This window comes from Saccharothrix longispora, assembly GCF_031455225.1.
In the GTDB taxonomy this organism is placed as follows: domain Bacteria; phylum Actinomycetota; class Actinomycetes; order Mycobacteriales; family Pseudonocardiaceae; genus Actinosynnema; species Actinosynnema longispora.
The window spans coordinates 879,696-900,408 of the sequence record NZ_JAVDSG010000001.1 but is presented as its reverse complement, the minus strand read 5'-3'; the positions used below and the strand labels follow the sequence as shown (position 1 = coordinate 900,408).

Genomic DNA, 20,713 nt, shown 5'->3' with positions numbered 1-20,713 from the left:
GCGGAGGTCCCGGACGTGCGCCCTACTCCCACGTCGCGGTGTCGGGGTCGATGCCGTGGGCGCGCGCGCCGGCGTCGACGATCCGGCGGAACCACGTGGCCAGGCCGGCGCGGATGCCGTCGTAGTGGGCTGCGAACGCCGGATCGGCCTCGTACCGCCTCACCAGGCAGACCTGCATCCGCCTGGTGAGGGGGAAGAACGAGGCGAAGACCTCGCGGTGCCGCTCGACGAGCCGGTCCGCCTCCGGGCTGCCGGGTGCGACGCCCGCGTCCATGGCGTCCGCGAGGGCGCGGTCGAGGTCGGTGACGGCGTCGGCGACGGCCCGCCACTCCTCCGGCCCCCGGGAGGCCGAGCGCTCGGCGTACTGCTGCCACTGCTCCGTGTCCCCGTAGCGCCGACGGGCCTGGGCGGGCCAGTCCGGGTCCCACCGGGGGCCGAAGACCTCGGCCTGCTGCTCGGCGGTCAGCAGCAGGCCGCGCTCGTGGGCGTCGATCATCCGGTCCAGTCCGTCGCCGAGCCGCCGGAGGCGGTCGATCCGCTCGGTGACCTGGGCGCGCTGCGCGCGCAGCGCGGCCGGCACGTCGGCGGTCGAGTCGTCCAGGACGGCCCCGATCCTGTCCAGGCCGAGACCCAGCTCGCGGTAGACGACGACGCGGTGCAGGCGTTCCAGGTCGCCGGCGGTGTAGAGCCGGTACCCGGCGGCCGTGCGCAGCGACGGTCGCGCCAGGCCGATCTCGTCCCAGTGGTGCAGCGCGCGGACCGTCACGTCCAGGCGCGCCGAGACCTGGCCGACGGTCAGGCCGTCGGCGTCGACGTCATCGGGCATGATCCCCATTGTCGCCCCGGTCCGCGTCCGGTGGCGTGATCCCCATGGCTTCGAGGTTCCGCGCCTCGGGGCTCGCCGGGTCGAAGGGCTTCGCCGCGGTGAGGACGACCCGCGCGTTCTCCGGGGTGATCACCTCCACGTCGCGGGTGTTCCAGGGGGTGTCCCGCGGACCGTCCACCGAGCCCGGTCGCAGCGCGCGGCACGCCTCGACGAGGGGCTCGACCTGGTCGAGCACGCACGCGAAGCTGACGCCCAGCGCCGGCGCCCGCTCGGGGACGTCCGCGGCCGCGACGAGGAGCACGTCCTGGAACGCCCACCGGCGCAGGTGCACGAGCGTGCCGGGGATGCCGAACAGCTCGAAGAACCCGAGCCCGCGGACCCAGAAGTCCACCGACGCGGCCAGGTCGTCCGTGGGGATCGTCACGAACGCGGGCATCCCGTAGATGCCGCGGAACGGCTCCGGCGGAACCGCGTCCGGGCCGGGCGTGGGCACGGGGCTGATCTCGAAGGCGTTGTAGTAGTCGCTCACGGGCCCCACCTTCCGGCCTCACGCGGCGTGAGGGTCAAGCCGGTTCAGTCCAGGTGGCGGATGCGCGGCCAGAGGTCGGCCCACGGTTCGGCGATCCCCTCGCACAACCACACCCGGCCGTCCTGCTCCTTGTTGTCGACGCCCCGGTCGTTGCGGGTGGTGGCGACCACGCGGAGGTCGCGGCACGCGTCGCGGGCCCACCGGGGCGGCCCCGGCCTGGTGCCCGGGCGGACGATCAGCGCCGCCGTCGCCGTGTCGGGCGGGTGGCCCCAGTAGCCGTAGCCCCGGTAGCCGCTGTGGACGGTCGGCAGGCCCAGGTCGCGGCCGTAGCGCTCCAGGGCGGCCGCCTCGCCGAAGTTCTCGGTCACCACCGCGGTGTTCCCGGGCGCGGGCAGGGACCGGTGGACGTCGGCCACGGTCCTGGCCAGCTCGGGCCAGCCGAACTGCTCGGCGGTGAGCCCGTTCAGCTCCAGCACCGGGATGTCGTCGAGGTGGTCCACCGGCACCACGGGCAGCGCGAGCGGCACGATGAACGCGGCCGACGCGATCAGCGACGTGCCCACGACGATCCCGCGGGCGCGGGCGCCGCGGGCCAGCCAGCCGTCCACCGCCAGGCCGCCGGCGGCGAGCAGCGCCGGGTACGCGCCGAACAGGTACATCGGCGACCCGGCGGCGAGGACGAACACCACGACCAGGAGCACCCACGCCACGCCCAGGAAGCGGAACGGCCGGGCGTCGGGCGAGCGCAGCAGCCGCACCAGGCCCGCCACCCACAGCGGCACGAGCAGCGGACCGACGTAGAGCAGCTGCGCGGGCAGGAACGCCACCCGTGCGCCGTTGCCGCCGTTCCCGCTGATGACCGCGGCCATCTCCAGCTGCGGCCAGCCGTGCTCGAACTGCCACAGCAGGTTGGGCGACCACAGCAGCAGCGCCAGCAGCGCACCGGCGGCCGGCCACGGCCCGCGCAGCACCGACCGGGGTCCGACCAGGGCCAAGCCGACGACCGCGCCGACCGCCACCACCGCGATCTGGTACTTGTTGAGCAGCCCCGCGCCGAGCACCGCGCCGGCGACGAGCAGCAGCCGCCGGTCACCGGTGCGCACCACGCGTGCGACGAGCCATGCGAGCGCGGCGGACAGGCAGATGTCGATCGTCGTGGTGTGCAGCATGTGGCCGGGCACCAGCACCGGCCCGGACAGCGCGGCGCCGAGGACCGCGACGAGCTGCGCCCGCCGCCCACCGCCCATCTCCCGGGCGAGGAGCCCGACGAACAGCACCGTCCCGCCGGCGGCCACCGCGGCCGGGACCCGCAGCGCCACCAGGGAGTCCGGCGCGACCGCGTCCGCCAGCGCCGCCAGGAACGGCGTCAGCGGCGGCTGGTCCGGGTACCCCCACGCCAGGTGCCGCCCTGCGGCGAGGAAGTACAGCTCGTCACCGTGGTACCCGTAGCCGCCGGCGAAGGCCACCAGCACCGCCGCCACCGCCACCGGTACGCCCACGACCCAGCGCGACAACCGCGGCGCGTCGACACCTGAAACCAAGACCATCGTCGATCCCCCAGTGAGTACGAGGACACGAAACTAGGCGGCCGGGGGCACCGTCACGATGGGGCGCGCACCAGGATCGCGGTGGGGCCACCCCCCGGATCGGCCCTCCGGTGTCGGTGGCGCGACGTACGATCACCAGGGTGAGCAGCAAAGCCGTCCCCGCGCGTCTGCGGGACCTCGCGCGCCTGCGCCGGGTCCGCGACCGGATCGATCGGGAGTACGCGCAGCCGCTGGACGTCGAGGCGCTCGCCCGCGGCGCGAACATGTCCGCCGGGCACCTGAGCCGCCAGTTCCGGCTCGCCTACGGCGAGTCGCCGTACGGCTACCTGATGACGCGGCGGATCGAGCGCGCGATGACGCTGCTGCGCCGCGGCGACCTGAGCGTCACCGAGGTCTGCTTCGCGGTCGGCTGCTCGTCCCCGGGCACCTTCAGCACCCGGTTCGCCGAGCTGGTGGGCATGCCGCCCAGCACCTACCGCGAGCAGGCGGCGGGGGCCACCGAGGGCATGCCGGCGTGCGTGTCGAAACAGGTCACCAGACCGGTCAGGAATCGAGAAGCGCGGTCCCCGGGCCGCACCTAGTGTGACCGCCATGGATCTCACCATTCACCAGACCTACCTCCCCCAGGACGACCCGGACGCGGCCCTGGCGTTCTACCGGGACACCCTGGGCTTCGAGGTCCGCAACGATGTGGGCTACAACGGGATGCGCTGGATCACGGTCGGTCCGCCCGGCCAGCCGGGCACGTCCATCGTCCTGCACCCACCCGCCGCGGACCCCGGGATCACCGAGGACGAGCGGCGCACCGTCGTCGAGATGATGGCCAAGGGCACGTACGCCGGCATCAACCTGGCCACCGGGGACCTCGACGGCACGTTCGCGCGGCTCCAGGCCGGTGACGCCGAGGTCGTCCAGGAACCCACCGTGCAGCCGTACGGGGTGCGCGACTGCGCCTTCCGCGATCCCGCGGGCAACCTGATCCGCATCCAGGAAGTGCGTTGAGCCGTCCCGCCGACGAGGCCGGGACCGGGATGGAGACACGATGAGCAGGGGCACGGGGTCGCCCGAGCCGCACGCCGCCGACAGCCACGACCTGATCAGGGTGCACGGCGCGCGCGTGAACAACCTCAAGGACGTCAGCGTCGAGATCCCCAAGCGCCGGCTGACGGTGTTCACCGGGGTCTCGGGCTCGGGCAAGAGCTCGCTGGTCTTCGGCACGATCGCCGCCGAGTCGCAGCGGATGATCAACGAGACCTACAGCGCCTTCGTGCAGGGCTTCATGCCGACGTTGGCGCGGCCCGAGGTCGACGTGCTCGACGGGCTGACCACGGCCATCATCGTCGACCAGGAGCGGATGGGTGGCGACGTCCGCTCCACGGTCGGCACCGCCACCGACGCCAACGCGGTGCTGCGCATCCTGTTCAGCCGGCTCGGGCAGCCGCACATCGGCTCGCCCCAGGCGTTCTCCTTCAACGTCGCCTCGATCAGCGGGGCGGGCGCGGTCACCCTGGAGCGGGGCGGGCGGACCACGAAGGAGCGGCGCGACTTCAAGGTCGTCGGCGGCATGTGCTCGCGCTGCGAGGGCCGGGGCGCGATCGACGACATCGACCTGACCCGGCTGTACGACGAGGACAAGTCGCTCAACGAGGGCGCGGTCACGATCCCCGGCTACAGCATGGACGGCTGGTACGGCCGCATCTTCCGCGGCTGCGGCTTCTTCGACCCCGACAAGCCGATCAGGGAGTTCACCCGGAGGCAGCTGGACGACCTGCTGCACAAGGAGCCGACCAAGATCAAGGTCGACGGCGTCAACGTGACGTATGCCGGCCTGGTCCCGACGGTGCGGAAGTCCTTCCTGTCCAAGGACGTCGAGTCCGCCCAGCCGCACGTCCGCGCCTTCGTGGAGCGGGTGGCCACCTTCACCGCCTGCCCGGAGTGCGACGGCACCCGGCTCAGCGCGGAGGCGCGGTCGTCGAAGATCGCCGGCATCAACATCGCCGACGCGTGCGCGATGCAGATCAGCGACCTCGCCGAGTGGGTCCGCGGGCTCGACGAGCCGTCCGTCGCGCCGCTGCTGGGCACGCTGCGGCGCACCCTCGACTCGTTCACCGCGATCGGGCTCGGCTACCTCTCGCTCGACCGGCCGGCGGGCACGCTGTCCGGCGGCGAGGCGCAGCGCGTCAAGATGATCCGCCACCTCGGCTCGTCGCTCACCGACGTCACCTATGTGTTCGACGAGCCCACCACCGGCCTGCACCCGCACGACATCCAGCGGATGAACGACCTGCTGCTGCGGTTGCGCGACAAGGGCAACACGGTGCTCGTGGTCGAGCACAAGCCGGAGGTGATCGCGATCGCCGACCACGTCGTGGACCTCGGTCCCGGGGCGGGCGCGGCGGGCGGCACCATCTGCTTCCAGGGCGCCGTGGAGGGCCTGCGGGCCTCCGGGACCACCACCGGGCGGCACCTGGACGACCGCGCCACCCTCAAGGACGCGGTGCGCGAGCCCACCGGCGCGCTGGAGATCCGCGGCGCCGACACCCACAACCTGCGGAAGGTGGACGTCGACGTCCCGCTCGGCGTGCTCTGCGTCGTCACCGGCGTCGCGGGCTCCGGGAAGAGCTCGCTGATCCACGGCTCCGTCCCCGCCGGCGCCGGCGTGGTGTCGGTCGACCAGGGCGCCATCCGGGGGTCGCGGCGGAGCAACCCGGCGACGTACACCGGTCTGCTCGACCCGATCCGCAAGGCGTTCGCCAAGGCCAACGGCGTGAAGCCGGCGCTGTTCAGCGCCAACTCCGAGGGCGCGTGCGTCAACTGCAACGGCGCCGGCGTCATCTACACCGACCTGGGCATGATGGCGGGCGTCGCCACCCCCTGCGAGGTGTGCGAGGGGAAGCGGTTCCAGGCCGAGGTGCTGGAGTACCGGTTCAGCGGGCGCGACATCAGCGAGGTGCTGGCGATGCCGGTGACCGAGGCCGAGGCGTTCTTCGGCTCGGGCGAGGCGCGCACGCCGGCCGCGCACGCCGTCCTCACCCGGCTCGCCGACGTCGGGCTCGGCTACCTCAGCCTCGGCCAGCCGCTCACCACGCTGTCCGGCGGCGAGCGGCAGCGGCTCAAGCTGGCCACCCGCATGGGCGAGAAGGGCGGCGTCTACGTCCTCGACGAGCCGACGACCGGTCTGCACCTCGCCGACGTCGAGCAGCTGCTCGGCCTGCTCGACCGGCTCGTCGACGCCGGCAAGTCGGTCATCGTCATCGAGCACCACCAGGCGGTCATGGCGCACGCCGACTGGATCATCGACCTGGGTCCGGGTGCGGGTCACGACGGCGGCCGGGTCGTCTTCGAGGGCACGCCCGCCGACCTGGTCGCAGCGCGGTCCACCCTCACCGGCGAGCACCTGGCGGCCTACGTCGGCGCCTGACCGGCGCGACGTCGACGAGCCCCGTCCCGCCGGTGACCTGGTCACCGGCGGGACGGGGCGCACCCGCGGGTCGGAGGAGGACTACCGCTGGGTGATGTCGGACGGCGAGTAGAAGCAGTTCTTGCCGTCGGCGCCCTCGCCGATCTTCTTGGGCTCGCTGCCCTTGGGCACGCCCTGGTACTTCTCGCAGATGGTCGTGCTGCCGTAGACCGTGATCCGGGAGAAGCGGGCGGTGTCGCCCCAGTTGGTGTTGATGCCGGCCAGCACCTTGGTGGAGCGGGCGGTGATGCCGTCCATCACCACGTGGCGCTGGTACGAGGTGGCGCAGTTGCCGCACGCCCGGTAGAACTTGCCGGCGCTGTGCACCTGGAAGTCGCGGATCGTGAGGGTGCCCCCGCCGTTGTGCTGGAACACCTTGTCCGACGCGGACTTCGCGCCGCCGCCGTCGACGAGGTAGGTGGCCGAGGAGCTGGAGGCCTTGAACGTCGCCGCGTCCTCGCCCACGTCGTTCCACCAGACGTTGCGGATGGTGCAGGAGCCCTCGCAGTGGATGCCGTCGCCGGCCGGGGCGTCGATGATGACGTTCTGGATCGTGCCGCCGTTGGCCACGGTGAACATCGGGTCCTGGCCCTCGCCCTGACCGCCGTCGCCGATGCCGTAGTAGCGCTTCATGCCGCCGTCGAAGAACGTGCCGGCGTTCTTCGTCGTCGTCTGGTGCACGCTTCCGGTGTCGCTCGGCCACGGGCCGCTGCCGTCACCGCCGCCCGGCTGCTGCGACGTGGTGGTCGTGGTCGTCGTGCGCGTGGTGGTGGTCGTGCCGGTGGTGGTCGTGGTGGGGTTCCCGCCGCCCGACGGGGTGAAGACCCACTGCTTGGTGGCGGCGCTGTCGCAGGAGTTGGTCTGCACCAGCGCGCCGGCGGCGGTGGAGTTGTCCTTCAGGTTCATGCACTTGCCGCCGTTGGTGTCCACCACGCGGTAGTTGCTGCCGCTCTGGGTCAGCGACCAGGTCTGGCCCGCGCTGCCGCACGCCGCCTGCTCGATCACCTTGCCGGCCGACGTGGACGCGTCCCGCACGCCGACGCACAGCCCGCTCCCGACCGAGGTGATCCGGAAGCCGCCGCCGACCGACGCCAGCGTCCACTGCTGGCTGCCGCCGCCGGTGCACGCCGCCTGCCGGAGCTGCGCGCCCGCGGACCCGCCGGGCGCGTCGAGGCAGTGGCCGCTGGCCGCGTTGTTGATCGTGTAGGTGCCCGCGCCGACGGCGGCCTGGGCGGGCGCCGCGCTCGGCCAGGCCGCGAGGGCGGCGGCCAGCACCGTCGCGCCCGCGGCGGCCACCAGGCTCAGGTGCCACCGCCGAGGCCCACCCCGCCGGGCAACCCGCGTCGTCGAAGGTCGATCCGGTGTTCTCATCACAACTCCGCTTCTGACTTTCCCGAGGCGTCGAGGAAGGCCTTTACAACCTCGTTCGCACAGGAGGGAAAAGGCGACAACCACCTTCCCGTCGGATGCTAGACGGAACGGAAGCACCTGGTCAACGACGCTTTTCAGGCGCTCGCCGGAACAACTGTCGAATACGGTCGAACGACGAGGTCAATGCGGTCGAATCATATTTGTGAACAGAATCGAGGGCGCATCGGTCACATTCGTGAACAAAACCGGAACCCATGCGGCCTCAGGCGGGGTCGGCGACGCGCACCCGGTCCCCGTCGCGGTCGGTGAGGAACGACGCCAGCGCGCGCCCCTCCTCGGCCACGGCGTCGCGGTCCGACCAGGAGAGGGCGCGCAGCGGCGTGACGACCACCGCGTCCGCCTCGACCCGCCAGGTCGCGGCGACCCGGCCGTCCACCAGGACGACGCGTTCGCCGGCGACCGACAGGCCCCGGTGGGCGGTGTCGATGATCCGGGTGCGGTCGTCGTAGCCGAGGATCGCGTTGTCGAACGCGGGCAGGTAGCGCACGGGGGCCGGGGTGTCCGGGTCGGGGCGCGGGGCGTCGGGGAGGTCCAGGAGTTCGCGGCCCCGCTCGTCGCGGAAGGCGACCAGCTCCCCGCGCAGCGCGGCCACGGCGGCGGGCAGCCCGGCCAGGCCGGACCAGGCGCGCAGGTCGGCCGTCGCCGCGGGGCCGTACGCGGCCAGGTACCGCCGCACCAGCACCCGGCCGACCGGGTCGTCACCCCCGGGGGCCGGCGGGTCCACCTCCCGACCCAGCCAGGTGGCGAGCGGGGCGTTGCGCACGCCGCCCTTCGCGCGCCACAGCCCGCGCGGCGGCACCTGGGCCACCGGGACCAGCGCGGCGACCAGCAGCTCGCCCAGGGGCCTCGGCGGCGTCGTCGGCCACCGGTCGGCGACCGCCCGCACGAGTTCGGCCGCGGTGCGGGGCTCGCCGTCGGCCAGCACGGCCCGGCCCGCCGCCGCGAGGGCGTCGAAGTCGATGCCCTCCAGCTCTCGGCGGTAGGTGCCGACGACCCGCTGGCGCAGCATGGCGTCGTGGCGGGAGCGCCAGGCCAGGACGTCCTCGGCGGTGAGCAGGTGCACGGTGCGGCGCATGAGGTGCGTGCGCACCACGGCCCGCCCGGTCAGCAGGTCGGAGAGCGCCGCCGGGTCGAACGCGCGCAGCCGCGACCAGAGCCCGACGAACGGTTCCTGCGGTTCCTGCGCCTGGAGGCCGCACAGGTGGGCGACGGCGGCGACCACCGGCACGTCGGCGCGGTCGAGCAGCAGTTGCCGGGCGAGCGTCGCGCGGTTGAGCGCGCGGGTGTGCAGGACGGTCACGGTGGCGGCGTTCCCTTCGGTGTCGCGGAGGACGAGCATCGCAGCCGATGCGGTCGGGAACTGTCCGCTATTCGTGGCAGCATCGGTGTCGTGCCGAAGACCTCAGCCCGGTTGCTGTCCCTGCTGTCGCTGCTCCAGGCGCGCCGGGACTGGCCGGGCGCGCTGCTGGCCGAGCGGCTGGGCGTCAGCCCGCGCACCGTGCGCCGCGACGTCGACCGCCTGCGCGAGCTGGGCTACCCGATCGCGGCCGCGAAGGGCCCGGACGGGGGCTACCGGCTCGGCGCGGGCGCGGACCTGCCGCCGCCGCTGTTCGACGACGAGCAGGCCGTCGCCCTCGCCGTCGCGCTCCGGACCGCGAGCAGCTCCGGCGCGGGCGTCGAGGAGGCCGCGGCACGCGCGTCGACCACGGTCCGGCAGGTCATGCCCGCCCGGTTGCGCCACCGCATCGACACGCTCCGGGTCACCGCGGTGGGGCGGACCGCGAGCCCCCCGGTCGACAGCGGCGTGCTCACGGCGATCAGCGCCGCCGTCCACGCCCGCGAGGTGCTGCGCTTCGACCACGCGTCGGGGGCCGGCGACGGCGAACCGGCCCCGCCGCGCCGCGTGCAGCCCCACCACCTCGTCGCCCGGGGCGGGCGCTGGTACCTGGTCGCCTGGGACCTCGACCGCGACGACTGGCGCACCTTCCGCGCCGACCGGATCACGCCGCGCACCCCCACGGGCCCCCGCTTCACGCCGCGCGAGCTGCCGGGTGGCGACGTGGCCGCCTTCGTGGCCGCCGCGTTCCGGGGCTCGGCCGACGGCGACTGGCCGTGCCGCGGCGAGGTGATCCTCGACCTGCCCGCCGCGGACGTGTCCCGCCACACCGACGACGGGCTGGTGGAGGCGCTGGGCCCGGACCGCTGCCGGCTCGTCCTGGGCTCGTGGTCGTGGGCCGGCCTGGCCGCCGCCGTCGGCAGGTTCGACGCCGACCTGGAGGTCGTCGGGCCGATCGAGCTGAAGGACGCGTTCGCCCGCCTGGCGCGCCGCTACGCGGACGCCGCGGCGCAGTGGGGGGCGTGACCTAGCACCGGGGGTCGGCCCCGGCGCGGCGTTCGAGCATGACGGTGTCGCGCCACACGCCGTGGTGCCGGGCGATGCGCTCGCGGACGCCGACGGTGCGGAAGCCCGCGGAGTGGTGCAGGGCGATGCTGGCCCGGTTCTCCGGGAAGATCGCGGTCTGCAACGTCCACAGGCCGGCCTCGTCGGCGGCGGTGACCTGCTTGTGCAGCAACGACTTGCCCACACCCCGGCCGCGGGCGCCGTCGCCGACGTAGACCGAGGTCTCGGCGACGCCGGAGTAGCACTCGCGGGCCGACACCGGGGTGGCGGCGGCCCAGCCGGCGACGCGGCCGTCGACCTCGGCGACCCAGCGGTGCTCCGGCAGCCACTTCGCCTCCAGCGTGCGGCGGCTGGGCGTCTCGGTCTCGAAGGTGGCGTTGCGGGTGGCGATGCCCTCGCCGTAGATGCGGCGCACGTCGGCCCAGTCGTCGTCGGTCATGGCGCGCACGGCGACGTCGGCGGGCAGGTCGGTCGGGCAGCACGGGCGGGTGACGATCGTGCCCATGACGGCGTCGGCGGCGTGCGGCAGGCCGGTGCAGCAGGCCGGGTTGACCGAGACCAGCGTGGCGGTGCCCTCCTTGCGCAGCCGCACGAAGCCGACGTCGGCGAGCTTGCGCAGGTGGTGCGAGCAGGTGGACTGGCTGATGCCCAGGGCCTCGGTGAGCGCGCCCACGGTGAGCTCGCCGGGCCGCGTGGCGACGGTGTGCAGCAGCCGGACGCGGGTCGGGTCGGCCAGGCAGGCGAACCACTCGGCGTAGGTCGTCGCGTCCTCCGGCGCCAGGCCGGGTGCGGGCATCGTCGTCGTCATGGACCCAGTCTATCGACAGGCGCCATTGTGTCCATCGAGAGTCTTCGATAGATTCAGGTCGATTCGATCGATGAAGGACGATGAAAGGAGTGGCTCGTGAGCGAGCTTCCGGTGGTCGTGGTGGGTGCGGGACCGATCGGGTTGGCGGCGGCGGCCCACCTGCTGGAGCGCGGCGTGCGGCCGCTGGTGCTGGAGGCGGGCGCGCAGGCCGGCGCGGCGGTGGCGCGGTGGAACCACGTGCGGTTGTTCTCGGGGTGGTCCGAGCTGGTCGACCCGGCGGCCCGGCGACTGCTGGGGAGCGCACCGGACGGCGAGGCGTGCCCCACCGGGGCCGAGTGGGTGTCGGAGTACCTCGCGCCGCTGGCCGACGCCCTGGGCGGGCACGTGCGGTACGGCGCGCGGGTCGTCGGGGTCGCCCGCCGGGGCCGTGACCGGGTGGTGGACGACGGGCGCGACCGCGAGCCGCTGACCGTGCACGTGGAGACGGCCGACGGCGAGGAGCGCATCGCGGCCCGCGCCGTGGTGGACGCCTCCGGCACCTGGGGCTCCCCCAACCCGCTCGGCGGCGACGGCCTGCCGGCGGTCGGCGAGCGGGCGGCGGCCGAGCGGATCGCCTACCGGGTCCCGGACGTGGTCGCCGAGGCCGGGCGGTACGCCGGCAAGCGGGTCGCGGTGGCGGGCAGCGGGCACTCGGCGCTCACCGCGCTGGTGGCGCTCGCGGGACTCCCCGGCACGCACGTCACGTGGCTGCTGCGCCGGGGCGCGGTCGACGCGGTGTTCGGCGGCGGCGAGGCCGACCAGCTGCCGGCGCGCGGCGCGCTGGGGCTCAGGGCGCGGGACGCGGCGCGGGCCGGGCACGTGGAGGTCGTGACCGGCTTCCGCACGGCGGCCGTGGAGCGCGACGGCGACCGCGTGGTGCTGGTGTCCCAAGAGGGCCGCCGCCTGGCGCCGGTCGACGAGGTCGTGGCGCTGACCGGGTTCCGCCCCGACCACTCGTGGCTCTCGGAGGTCCGGCTCGACCTCGACCCGGTGCTCCAGGCGCCGACGAGGCTCGCTCCGCTGGTCGACCCGAACGTGCACTCGTGCGGCACGGTGTACCCGCACGGCGCGGCGGAGTTGCGCCACCCCGAGCCCGGCGTGTACCTGGTCGGCATGAAGAGCTACGGCCGTGCGCCCACGTTCCTCGCCCTGACCGGGTACGAGCAGGTGCGCAGCATCGCGGCCGAGATCGCCGGCGACCACGAGGACGCGGCGAAGGTCGAACTCGTGCTGCCCGAGACGGGCGTGTGCGGCGGTTCCGGCGTCTTCGACGAGACCGACGGGTCCGAGGGGTCCGGCGGGTGCTGCGCCCCGGCCGTCACGGAGCTGACGCTGACCGCGCCGGGCGCGCGGCCCTGAGGTCCGGCGGCCCCGGGGTCCGGCCCGACGCGGCCGGGCGACGTCGCGTCCTGGTCGTGCTGTGCCTGAGCCAGGTCACCGGCTGGGGTGTCCTCTACTACGCCTTCCCCGTGCTCGCGCCCTCGATCAGCGCGAGCACGGGGTGGTCGCTGTCGGAGGTGACCGCCGGTTTCTCGCTCGGCCAGCTCGTCTCGGCCGCCGTCGGCGTGCCCCTGGGCCGGGTGCTGGACCGGCGCGGTCCCCGGCTCGTCATGACGACGGGGTCGGTGGTGGCGGTGGCCGCGGTGGCCGGCATGACCGCGGCACGCTCACCGGTCGTGTTCCTCGCAGCCTGGGCGTTGATCGGCACCGGCATGGCGGCGGTGCTCTACCAACCGGCGTTCGCCGCCGTCACCCGCTGGTACGGCGAACGCCGCGTCCGGGCGCTCACCGCCGTGACCCTGGTCGGCGGGCTGGCCAGCACGGTGTTCGCCCCGCTCACCGCCGGCATCGCGCAGCACCTCGACTGGCGCGGCGCCTACCTCGTCCTCGCCGGGCTGTTCGGGCTGATCACCATCCCCGCGCACGCCCTGGGCCTGCGCCTGCCGTGGCCGCCCCACGAGCACGACCCCCGCGTCGACCACGCGCCCGACGCCGTCGCCCGCAGCAGGCCGTTCGCCGTCCTGGTCGTCGCGCTCGGCCTGGGCTCGTTCGCCGTGTACGCCGTCGTGGTCGCCCTGGTCCCGCTGCTCACCGAACGCGGCCTGTCGACCACGACCGCCGCCTGGGCGCTCGGCCTCGGCGGCATCGGGCAGGTGCTGGGGCGCCTCGGCTACGCCAGGTTCGTCGCGGTGACCGGCGTCCGCGCCAGGACCGCGATCGTGCTGCTGGCCGCGTCGGCCACGACCCTCCTGCTGGGGCTCGTCCCCGGACCGGCCCTGCCGCTGATCGCGGCGGCGGTGCTCGCGGGCACCGCGCGCGGCGTCTTCACCCTCGTGCAGGCCACCGCCGTCACCGACCGCTGGGGCGCCGCCCACTACGGCAGGCTCAGCGGCCTGCTCCAGGCGCCGATGGCCGTGACGGCGGCCGTGGCGCCCTGGGTCGCGACCGCGCTGGCCGGGGCGCTCGGCGGCTACCCGCCGGTGTTCGTCGTCCTCGCCGCGGCCGGCGTGCTGGCGGCGGGCACGTCGTGGTGGTCCGTGCCGCGCCCCGCCCCCAAGCCGGGGTCGGCGTGATGGGGCGCTGCCGCCGCGGCTCGTGCGGGCGAGGTCGCGCGGCGCCGGTGTCGGCGGCGTGGCGCCCGGACGCGCGGGGACCCGCGGACGGCGCGTCCGCGGGTCCCCGGTCCGGCCCGGTCCTGATTCGACCGGTCCTGATTCGGCCGGCCTCAGTTCGGCGCGTGGATCTGGTCGGCCGCGTTGGCGTTGTAGTCCTTCGTGGACCCCCGGACGTACATCTGGACGGGGGCGTGGTTGCCGGAGAAGTACTGCTGGACCGAGCCGGTGAACGGCGTGGTCGACGCGTTGCGGCCGTACACGTCCGTGTAGACGGTGGTCGGTCCGCTGTTGCGGACGCTGAACGTGCCCGGCCGGAACTCGCGCAGCGTGCCCTTGAACGGCGACCGCACGTCGTCCCAGGCCACCCGCTGCCCGGTCTGCTGGGTGATCCGGCGGACCTGGTCGCAGTAGTCGCCCCGGATGTTCTCGTAGCAGAGGTCGACCTGGCGGGCCAGCTTGTTCGGCGCCGAGGCGTCGTAGTAGCGGCTGGGGTTGAGCACGTAGAACAGCGGCGCGATGGAGAACGACAGCTGCGAGGTGCTCACCGACACGTCGGAGAACCAGAACTCGTGCAGGTCGTTGGTGTCGAACGGCACCTCACGACCGCTGATGACCTCGTAGTGCGTCTTCCCCTCCCGGATCGCCTGCACGCAGCCCGCGTCCGTGATGAGCCGGCCGAGCGAGCGGGTGTCCGACGGCGAGTCCGCCGGCACGGCGGGGCCCACCGAGGTGAACCTGCCGCCCAGGTTGGGCCCGGGGCAGTCCGTCGCGCCGAAGCCGCCCGGTCGACCGTTCGGGATCAGCGCGGTGAACGCGGCCTCGCTGACCTGGCCGTTGTCGTTGTGCGAGCACCGGTTGCGGTAGATCAACTCGTGCACGTTGTTGGTGAACGCGTCGGTCGAGTGCGTGCCCTGGTGGAACTTCAGCAGGATGTCGCACACGGCGATCGTGGCGCCCTGCGGCGGGAAGAAGCTGGTGCCGTTGTCGCCCTGGATGACGTTGGAGTTGTTGACCGACAGGACCTTGTGCCCGACGTGGTCCTCGTGCCGGTGCGCGCCTCCGGGGTTGGCCGACATCATCACTTCGCTGGTGTAGCCGAACGGCAACCACTTCGAGGCGGCGAACAGGTCCGAGGTGCGCGGGTCGTCACCGTGCTCGTGGCCGAACGCGCAGCCGCTCGCGTCGCGCGGCGGGTGCCAGGTCGGGTAGACCTTGCCGTCCGGCCCGTACGTCCAGTACCGGGCGTGGACCTCGCGCGAGCACTCGCCGCTGCGCGGGGTGTAGCCGCTCCCGGTCACGACCAGGTCGTACGCCATGCTGGTCCGCGCGTCCGGGGGCGGCAGCGACCGGCCCCAGCCGGGGTTGTCGGCCGGCGGGGCGGTCGTGGTCGGCCCGGACGTCGTGGTCGGCCCGGACGTCGTGGTGCCCGGCACCGTGGTCGTCGGGGTGCTCGTCGGCGAGCCCGTGCAGAGCGTGCCGTTGAGGGTGAACGCGGTCGGCGACGGGTTGCTCCCGCTCCACGAGCCGTTGAAGCCGAACGACGCGGTGGCGCCGGTCGCGATGGAGCCGTTGTGCGACACGTTGCGCGCGGTGACGTCGGCGCCGTTCTGCGAGGTGCCGGCGTTCCACGCCTGGGTGACCTTCTGCCCCGCGGCGAAGCTCCAGGTGAGCGTCCAGGAGCCGACGGCGTCGCCGAGGTTGGTGATGTTCACGTTCGCGGTGAAGCCGCCCTGCCACTGCGTCGCGAGCGAGTACGCGACCGAGCACCCGGTGGCGGCAGCGGCGTCGTGCGCCGCGACCACCCCGCCGCCGGCGACCACCGCGGTGACCGCCGCCGCGGCGGCCAATCGGGACCGGTATCGATGAAGATGCATTCCGCCCTCCAGGGGTGTGGCTGTTATCGGGGTGGCGGTGAAGGCGTGCGCAACGACGACGGCGGTGATCGCCGACGCGTGTGTCCTGCGCATTCCTCGACTAGCGGGCGCCCCGGAACCGGGGGGAAGCCAGGGGTGCGCGGTGGCCGCGGGCCGTGCCACTATGTGGGGGACCGGCGGAATTCTCCACACCCATGCTTCCTCCTCGTCGAGGCCGGCGGGTGCGGTCAGTGTTCGACCGGCTTCGCGGAGTTGTCAACGATTGTCGTAACGTTGCGAAAATATTCGTCCCGCGCCGCGACGTGAATTGCCCGAGCCGATTCCGACGACTCGGTCGCGCCGCCCGCGCACCACGTGGCGGCGCGGCTTGTCGGCCCCGCGCGGGGACAGCGACGGCACGAACACCGCCGAGGGCGGCCGGGCGGGCCGCCGGTGGACGCCGGCGCGTTCGCGGCGGTCCTCGACGACCTTCGCGGAATCCGGCCCGTCCAGAATCGCTCCGCGCGTCACGTAATTTTGGTGGGATGAGCACCGCACCGCCGACCGTCGTCCTGGGTGACGAGTTCGCCCGCACGCTCCCCGAGTTGGCCCTCCCCCGCCAGGCGGACGAGGCGCCCGCCCCGCACCTGCTCGTGCTCGACGAACGGCTGGCCGCCGAGGTCGGGCTGGACCCCGATTGGCTGCGCGGCCCCGAGGGGGTGCGCCTGCTGGTGGGCAACCACGTCCCGGACGGCGCCACGCCGGTGGCGCAGGCCTACGCCGGACACCAGTTCGGCCACTACTCCCCCCGGCTGGGCGACGGCCGGGCCCTGCTGCTCGGCGAACTCGCCCACGTCGACGGCCATCCGCGCGACCTGCACCTCAAGGGCTCCGGGCGCACGCCGTTCTCCCGGGGCGGCGACGGGCTGGCGGCGGTCGGGCCGATGCTGCGCGAGCACGTCGTGGGCGCGGCGATGCACGCGCTGGGCATCCCGACGACCCGCTCGCTGGCCGTCGTCGCGACCGGGCGGCCGGTGCGGCGCGAGACGGTGCTGCCCGGCGCGGTGCTGGCCCGGATCGCGAGCAGCCACCTGCGGGTCGGCACGTTCCAGTACGCGCGGGCGACGGACGACGTGGACCTGCTGCGCAGGCTGGCCGACCACGCCATCGCCCGGCACCACCCCGCCGCCGCGCGGGCCGCGAACCCCTACCTGGCCCTGTTCGAGGCGGTCGTCGCCGCGCAGGCGTCGCTGGTGGCGCGGTGGATGCTCGTGGGCTTCGTCCACGGCGTGATGAACACCGACAACACGACGATCTCCGGCGAGACCATCGACTACGGGCCGTGCGCGTTCCTGGGGGCGTTCGACCCGACCGCGGTCTACAGCTCCATCGACCACGCCGGGCGCTACGCCTACGGCAACCAGCCGGTGGTGGCCGAGTGGAACCTGGCGCGGCTCGCCGAGGCGCTCCTCCCGCTGGTCGACGACGACCAGGACCGGGCGATCGCGTCGGCGGTGGAGGCGCTCGGCGCGTTCCGCCCGGCGTACGGGGCCGCCTGGTCGGCCGGGATGCGCGCCAAGCTCGGCCTGGCCGAGGGGCTCGACGACGCGGTCGCCTCGCCGCTGGTGGACGACCTGCTCGTGCTGCTGCGCGACAACCGCGTCGACCACACGTCGTTCTACCGCCGCCTCGGCGACGCCGCGCGCGGTGACGTCGAACGCGCCCGGGAGGTGTTCCTCGACCTCGCGGGGATCGACGGCTGGCTCGCCCGGTGGCGGGCACTGGCCCCGGACGCCGACGCGATGGACCGGGTCAACCCCGTCTACGTCCCGCGCAACCACCTGGTCGAGGAGGCCCTCGCCGCGGGCGAGCGGGGCGACCTCGGTCCGCTGGAGCGGTTGCTGGACGCGGTGACCGCCCCGTACGACGAGCGCCCTGGGTTCGACCGGTACGCGGCGCCCGGCCCGGAGGACCCCGACTACCGGACGTTCTGCGGCACCTGAGGTTCCGGCGGCGGACGGTCAGGAGTGGACCGTGACGGCGTACCCGTCCGGGTCGGCGAAGGTGAACGTCCGCCCGAACGGGCTGTCCGCGGGCGCGGCCAGGATCGTCACGCCGGCGTCGGCGAGGTCGTCGTGCAACTGCTGGGCGTCGTCGGCGCGCAGCCACAGCGCCACCCCCGCGCCGGGCCGCGGGGCGACCGCGTCCAGGTCGACGCCGGGAAGCGGGGTGCGCACCGCGAAGGCGACCGGGGTGGTGTCGAAGACGACGGCTCCGGGCGGACCGGCGGGGGCGCGGCGCAGGCCGAGGCGTTCCTCGTAGAACGCGGCCGACGCGTCCAGGTCGCGCACCTGGAGGGCGATGAAGTCGGGTCCGGTCACGGTGGCCATGGGTTCTCCCTCGTTGATGTCAGGTTCCTGACACGACCGACTGTATGTCAGACTCCTGACATGGAGCAAGAGCGCGTGGACCTCGACTCGTCCGTCGGCTACGCCCTCAAGCAGGCCGCCGCCGCCCTGCGGGGCGCGATGGAGGCGGCCCTGCGCCCGCTGGGGCTGAGCGTGCCGCAGTACGCCTGCCTGGAACTGCTGGGCCAACGCCCCGGCCTGTCCGCCGCCGAACTCGCCCGCGGCGCCTTCGTCACCCGGCAGTCCATGCACGGGGTCCTCCAGGGGCTCCAGGACCGCGGCCTGCTGACCCGCCCCGCCGCAGCCCCCCAGGGGCGCGCCCTGCCCACCCTCCTCACCGACGAGGGCGCTCGCCTGCTCGCCCTGGCCGGCCGCACCGTCGCCGAGGTGGAGCGCCGCATGCTCCACGCCCTGCCCGCCGGCGGTCCGCAACGGCTGCGCGACGACCTGGCCGCCTGCGCCGCCGCCCTCGGCGACGCCGGCTGACCCGCGTCGCCCGCACCTCCGGACGGCCCCGACCGGGGGCCTACCATGGCGACGTGGAAACCCGCGAGGCCGTGGACCGGCAGGTGCGGTTCGGCACCGCGCGGTTGGCACCGGCCCCGTACCACCCGACCGCCTGGCTCCTCACCGTGGACGGCGCCCTCCAGTCCTACGTGGACCTGGCCGACCCTACGTACCTGCACATGCCGTACGCCACGTGGGCGGCCCGGGTGCTCGACCTGCACTGGCCCGCCGGCCGGCCGGTGTCGGCGCTGCACGTCGGCGGAGGCGGTTTCAGCCTCCCGAGGTACCTGGCCGCGACCCGCCCGGGCTCACCCCAGGTGGTCCACGAGCTGGACGGCCCGCTGGTCGACCTCGTGCGCTCGCACCTGGCCCTGGACGCGGTCCCGGACCTCGTCGTGCACGTCGGGGACGGCGAGCGGGGAATCCGGCGCACCCCCGACTCCACCGCCGACGCGGTGGTCATGGACGTCTTCCGGGCGGGCGCGGTGGCGATCCACCTCGCCACCGTCGAGTTCCTGCGCGAGATCGCCAGGGTGCTCCGCCCCGGCGGCCTCTACCTGGGCAACATGTGGTCCGCGGCCGACCTGGAGCTGCCGCTGCGCGCCGCGGCGTCGCTGGGCGAGGTGTTCGCGCACGTCGCCCTGCTCGCCGAACCCGGTCTGCTGCTGGGCAAGCGGGAGGGCAACGTGGTCCTGGCCGCCGCCGACCGCGAACTGCCCCACGAAACCCTCACCGCGTGGGCGAAGTCGGCGGGCGACCGCGTCTTCTGCCTCTCGGCCACCCAGCTGGCGGCATTCCGCGGCCCGGCCGCCCCGCTGACCGCCGAGCACCCGGCGGGCGACGTCACCCCCGTGCCGCCGTGGACCCGGTGAGCCGGCGGTCCCCCGGGCGGGGCGGCGTCGACGGCGCCGCGCGGGTTCGACCGGTCGCGCCGGGCACCGCCGATCGCGGGCTGCTCACGCCTGGGCGCGCAGCCAGGTCTGCTGCGACTCGAACAGCTCGGCGACGTTCGGCAGGGCGTCCTCGGCGGGCCAGCCGCCCGGGTCCCAGGCGGAGGACCGGCGCAGCGCCTGGCCGCAGTGCACGAACAGCTCCTCGACCTCCAGGACCACGGCCACGGCGGGCGCGGGGTCGCCGAAGCGGTGCGCGAACGGGGCGTCGCGCACCGGGGTCGCGCGGCCGTTGACGCGCAGCACGTCGTGCCGGCCGGGGACGATGAACACCATGCCCGCGCGCGGGTGCTGGAGGAGGTTGCGCAGGCTGTCCGCGCGGCGGTTGCCGGGCCGGTCGGGGAACGCGATCGTGCGCTCGTCCAGCACCAGGACGCTGCCGGCCGGGTCGCCGCGCGGGGAGACGTCCACGCTGCCGTCGGCGGCGGTCGTGGCCAGCAGGTAGAACGTGGCGGCTTCGAGGAAGCGCCGCGACTGCTCGTCGACGGCGGCGATCCCCTTGTCCCGCATGACCGGGTGCGGGTGCTCGACCAGTTCGCGCAGCTCGACCTCGTCGCGGATCGGGGTGCCGAGGGCGCTGTCGCTCCAGCCTGGCCGGGACGTGCTCATGGAGGTCTCCGAACGCGCGATCGTGGTGAGGGTGCCCTCACCCAATCACGCGTTCGGAGCAGCGGCGGCGCGTCGGGTCGGAGATCACAGTCCGCGGCCGGCATGGCGTTGATCGACACCGGAGGAGGTGGCGCGGTGGAGCGCTTCGTCGACGTGGCCGGCGCCCGGCTGTGGAGCGAGGACCTGGGCGAGCCGGACGCCCCGGTGATCCTGTTGGTCATGGGGGCCAACGCGTCGTCCGCCGGCTGGCCCGACGACTTCGTGGCGCTGCTGCTCGACGAGCCCCGCCCGGAGCACGCGGCGCGGCTGGAGCGGTTGATGGCGCTGCCCGAGCACGGCGAGGACCGGGAGTCCGAACTGGACCGGCGCGTCGAGTTCTGGCGGCTGCTGCACGGGGACGCGCTGCCGTTCGACCCGGCGGAGTACCGGCGGCTGGAGGTGCGCGCCATCGCGCACGCGGGCACGATCGCCCCGGCGACCGGGCACGTGCGGCTGGGCGGGGTGCCGCTGCCGCGCGGCGCGGACGACCTGCGCGGGGTGACCGCGCCGACCCTGGTCGTGCAGGGCACCGAGGACCTGTTCTACCCGCCGGGCTTCGGCCGGCACCTCGTCGGCCTGCTGCCGGACGCCGAGCTGCTCGTGGTCGACGGCCTCGGGCACTCGTTGCCCGCCGCCGCCCACCGCGTGGCGGCGGACGCGGTCCTCGACCACGTCCGCCGCCACCCGTGAG

Annotated in this window: 20 protein-coding genes; 10 read left to right on the top strand and 10 right to left on the bottom strand. The window is 74.3% G+C overall.

The features are described from left to right. Positions 1-22: 22 nt before the first annotated feature. Genes J2S66_RS03955 through J2S66_RS03945 form a run of 3 tightly spaced genes read right to left on the bottom strand, consistent with a single transcriptional unit; the run spans position 23 to position 2,902 of the window. A complete protein-coding gene (locus tag J2S66_RS03955; protein ID WP_310303903.1) occupies positions 23-826 on the bottom strand; it encodes a MerR family transcriptional regulator in 804 nt (267 codons plus the stop codon). Then, positions 816-1,355, bottom strand: coding sequence for a VOC family protein (locus tag J2S66_RS03950; protein WP_310303900.1), 540 nt, complete (start codon positions 1,353-1,355; stop codon positions 816-818). The genes J2S66_RS03955 and J2S66_RS03950 overlap by 11 nt, the downstream gene beginning before the upstream one ends. 44 nt (positions 1,356-1,399) lie before the next feature. Next, entirely contained in the window at positions 1,400-2,902 is a 1,503-nt protein-coding gene (locus tag J2S66_RS03945; protein ID WP_310303898.1) for an ArnT family glycosyltransferase, read from the bottom strand. A gap of 140 nt (positions 2,903-3,042) precedes the next feature. Between J2S66_RS03945 and J2S66_RS03940 the strand changes: the two genes are divergently transcribed. The 3 genes from J2S66_RS03940 to J2S66_RS03930 are packed head-to-tail and all read left to right on the top strand — an operon-like array spanning position 3,043 to position 6,323. Further along, a complete protein-coding gene (locus J2S66_RS03940; protein ID WP_310303895.1) occupies positions 3,043-3,483 on the top strand; it encodes a helix-turn-helix transcriptional regulator in 441 nt (146 codons plus the stop codon). Between the two features lie 10 nt (positions 3,484-3,493). Further along, positions 3,494-3,904 carry a VOC family protein gene (locus J2S66_RS03935; RefSeq protein WP_310303892.1) on the top strand — a complete coding sequence of 137 codons (411 nt, stop codon included), beginning with the start codon at positions 3,494-3,496 and terminating at the stop codon, positions 3,902-3,904. Between the two features lie 40 nt (positions 3,905-3,944). Beyond that, on the top strand, positions 3,945-6,323 hold the full coding sequence (locus J2S66_RS03930; RefSeq protein ID WP_310303890.1) for an ATP-binding cassette domain-containing protein: 2,379 nt from the start codon (positions 3,945-3,947) through the stop codon (positions 6,321-6,323). An 81-nt stretch (positions 6,324-6,404) separates the two neighbouring features. Here the strand turns inward: J2S66_RS03930 and J2S66_RS03925 are convergent, their stop codons facing one another. Together J2S66_RS03925 and J2S66_RS03920 are read right to left on the bottom strand one after the other, a co-directional pair. Then, positions 6,405-7,658 (bottom strand): pectate lyase, encoded by a 1,254-nt coding sequence (locus J2S66_RS03925; RefSeq protein WP_310303887.1) that lies wholly within the window; start codon positions 7,656-7,658, stop codon positions 6,405-6,407. Between the two features lie 337 nt (positions 7,659-7,995). Then, entirely contained in the window at positions 7,996-9,132 is a 1,137-nt protein-coding gene (locus J2S66_RS03920) for a winged helix DNA-binding domain-containing protein (protein ID WP_310303885.1), read from the bottom strand. Positions 9,133-9,183: 51 nt separating this feature from the next. Between J2S66_RS03920 and J2S66_RS03915 the strand changes: the two genes are divergently transcribed. After that, entirely contained in the window at positions 9,184-10,155 is a 972-nt protein-coding gene (locus tag J2S66_RS03915) for a helix-turn-helix transcriptional regulator (RefSeq protein WP_310303883.1), read from the top strand. Between the two features lies 1 nt (position 10,156). Here the strand turns inward: J2S66_RS03915 and J2S66_RS03910 are convergent, their stop codons facing one another. After that, entirely contained in the window at positions 10,157-11,002 is an 846-nt protein-coding gene (locus tag J2S66_RS03910) for a helix-turn-helix domain-containing GNAT family N-acetyltransferase (RefSeq protein WP_310303881.1), read from the bottom strand. A gap of 96 nt (positions 11,003-11,098) precedes the next feature. Between J2S66_RS03910 and J2S66_RS03905 the strand changes: the two genes are divergently transcribed. Beyond that, entirely contained in the window at positions 11,099-12,400 is a 1,302-nt protein-coding gene (locus J2S66_RS03905) for an NAD(P)-binding domain-containing protein (protein ID WP_310303879.1), read from the top strand. Between the two features lie 56 nt (positions 12,401-12,456). Then, positions 12,457-13,614 carry an MFS transporter gene (locus J2S66_RS03900; protein ID WP_310303877.1) on the top strand — a complete coding sequence of 386 codons (1,158 nt, stop codon included), beginning with the start codon at positions 12,457-12,459 and terminating at the stop codon, positions 13,612-13,614. Between the two features lie 152 nt (positions 13,615-13,766). On the opposite strand, the gene J2S66_RS03895 is transcribed toward J2S66_RS03900, so the two are convergent. Continuing rightward, a complete protein-coding gene (locus J2S66_RS03895; protein WP_310303875.1) occupies positions 13,767-15,530 on the bottom strand; it encodes a cellulose-binding domain-containing protein in 1,764 nt (587 codons plus the stop codon). A 255-nt stretch (positions 15,531-15,785) separates the two neighbouring features. Further along, on the bottom strand, positions 15,786-16,040 hold the full coding sequence (locus J2S66_RS03890; protein ID WP_310303873.1) for a hypothetical protein: 255 nt from the start codon (positions 16,038-16,040) through the stop codon (positions 15,786-15,788). 14 nt (positions 16,041-16,054) lie between these two features. On the opposite strand from J2S66_RS03890, the gene J2S66_RS03885 reads away from it, so the two are divergent. Beyond that, complete coding sequence (locus J2S66_RS03885) at positions 16,055-17,512, top strand: protein adenylyltransferase SelO (RefSeq protein ID WP_310303870.1); 1,458 nt, start codon at positions 16,055-16,057, stop codon at positions 17,510-17,512. An 18-nt stretch (positions 17,513-17,530) separates the two neighbouring features. Here J2S66_RS03885 and J2S66_RS03880 read toward each other — a convergent pair whose 3' ends face one another. Next, a complete protein-coding gene (locus J2S66_RS03880) occupies positions 17,531-17,899 on the bottom strand; it encodes a VOC family protein (protein WP_310303868.1) in 369 nt (122 codons plus the stop codon). A gap of 60 nt (positions 17,900-17,959) precedes the next feature. Here J2S66_RS03880 and J2S66_RS03875 point away from each other — a divergent pair, with 60 nt between their 5' ends. Both J2S66_RS03875 and J2S66_RS03870 read left to right on the top strand, forming a co-directional pair. Further along, positions 17,960-18,403: a MarR family winged helix-turn-helix transcriptional regulator gene (locus J2S66_RS03875; RefSeq protein ID WP_310303866.1), complete on the top strand. Its 444-nt coding sequence runs from the start codon at positions 17,960-17,962 to the stop codon at positions 18,401-18,403. 53 nt (positions 18,404-18,456) lie between these two features. Continuing rightward, entirely contained in the window at positions 18,457-19,296 is an 840-nt protein-coding gene (locus tag J2S66_RS03870) for a spermidine synthase (RefSeq protein WP_310303864.1), read from the top strand. A gap of 84 nt (positions 19,297-19,380) precedes the next feature. Here the strand turns inward: J2S66_RS03870 and J2S66_RS03865 are convergent, their stop codons facing one another. Continuing rightward, positions 19,381-19,983, bottom strand: coding sequence for an MSMEG_1061 family FMN-dependent PPOX-type flavoprotein (locus J2S66_RS03865; RefSeq protein ID WP_310303861.1), 603 nt, complete (start codon positions 19,981-19,983; stop codon positions 19,381-19,383). 102 nt (positions 19,984-20,085) lie between these two features. On the opposite strand from J2S66_RS03865, the gene J2S66_RS03860 reads away from it, so the two are divergent. Then, complete coding sequence (locus tag J2S66_RS03860) at positions 20,086-20,712, top strand: alpha/beta fold hydrolase (RefSeq protein WP_310303860.1); 627 nt, start codon at positions 20,086-20,088, stop codon at positions 20,710-20,712. The last annotated feature ends 1 nt before the right edge of the window (position 20,713 follow it).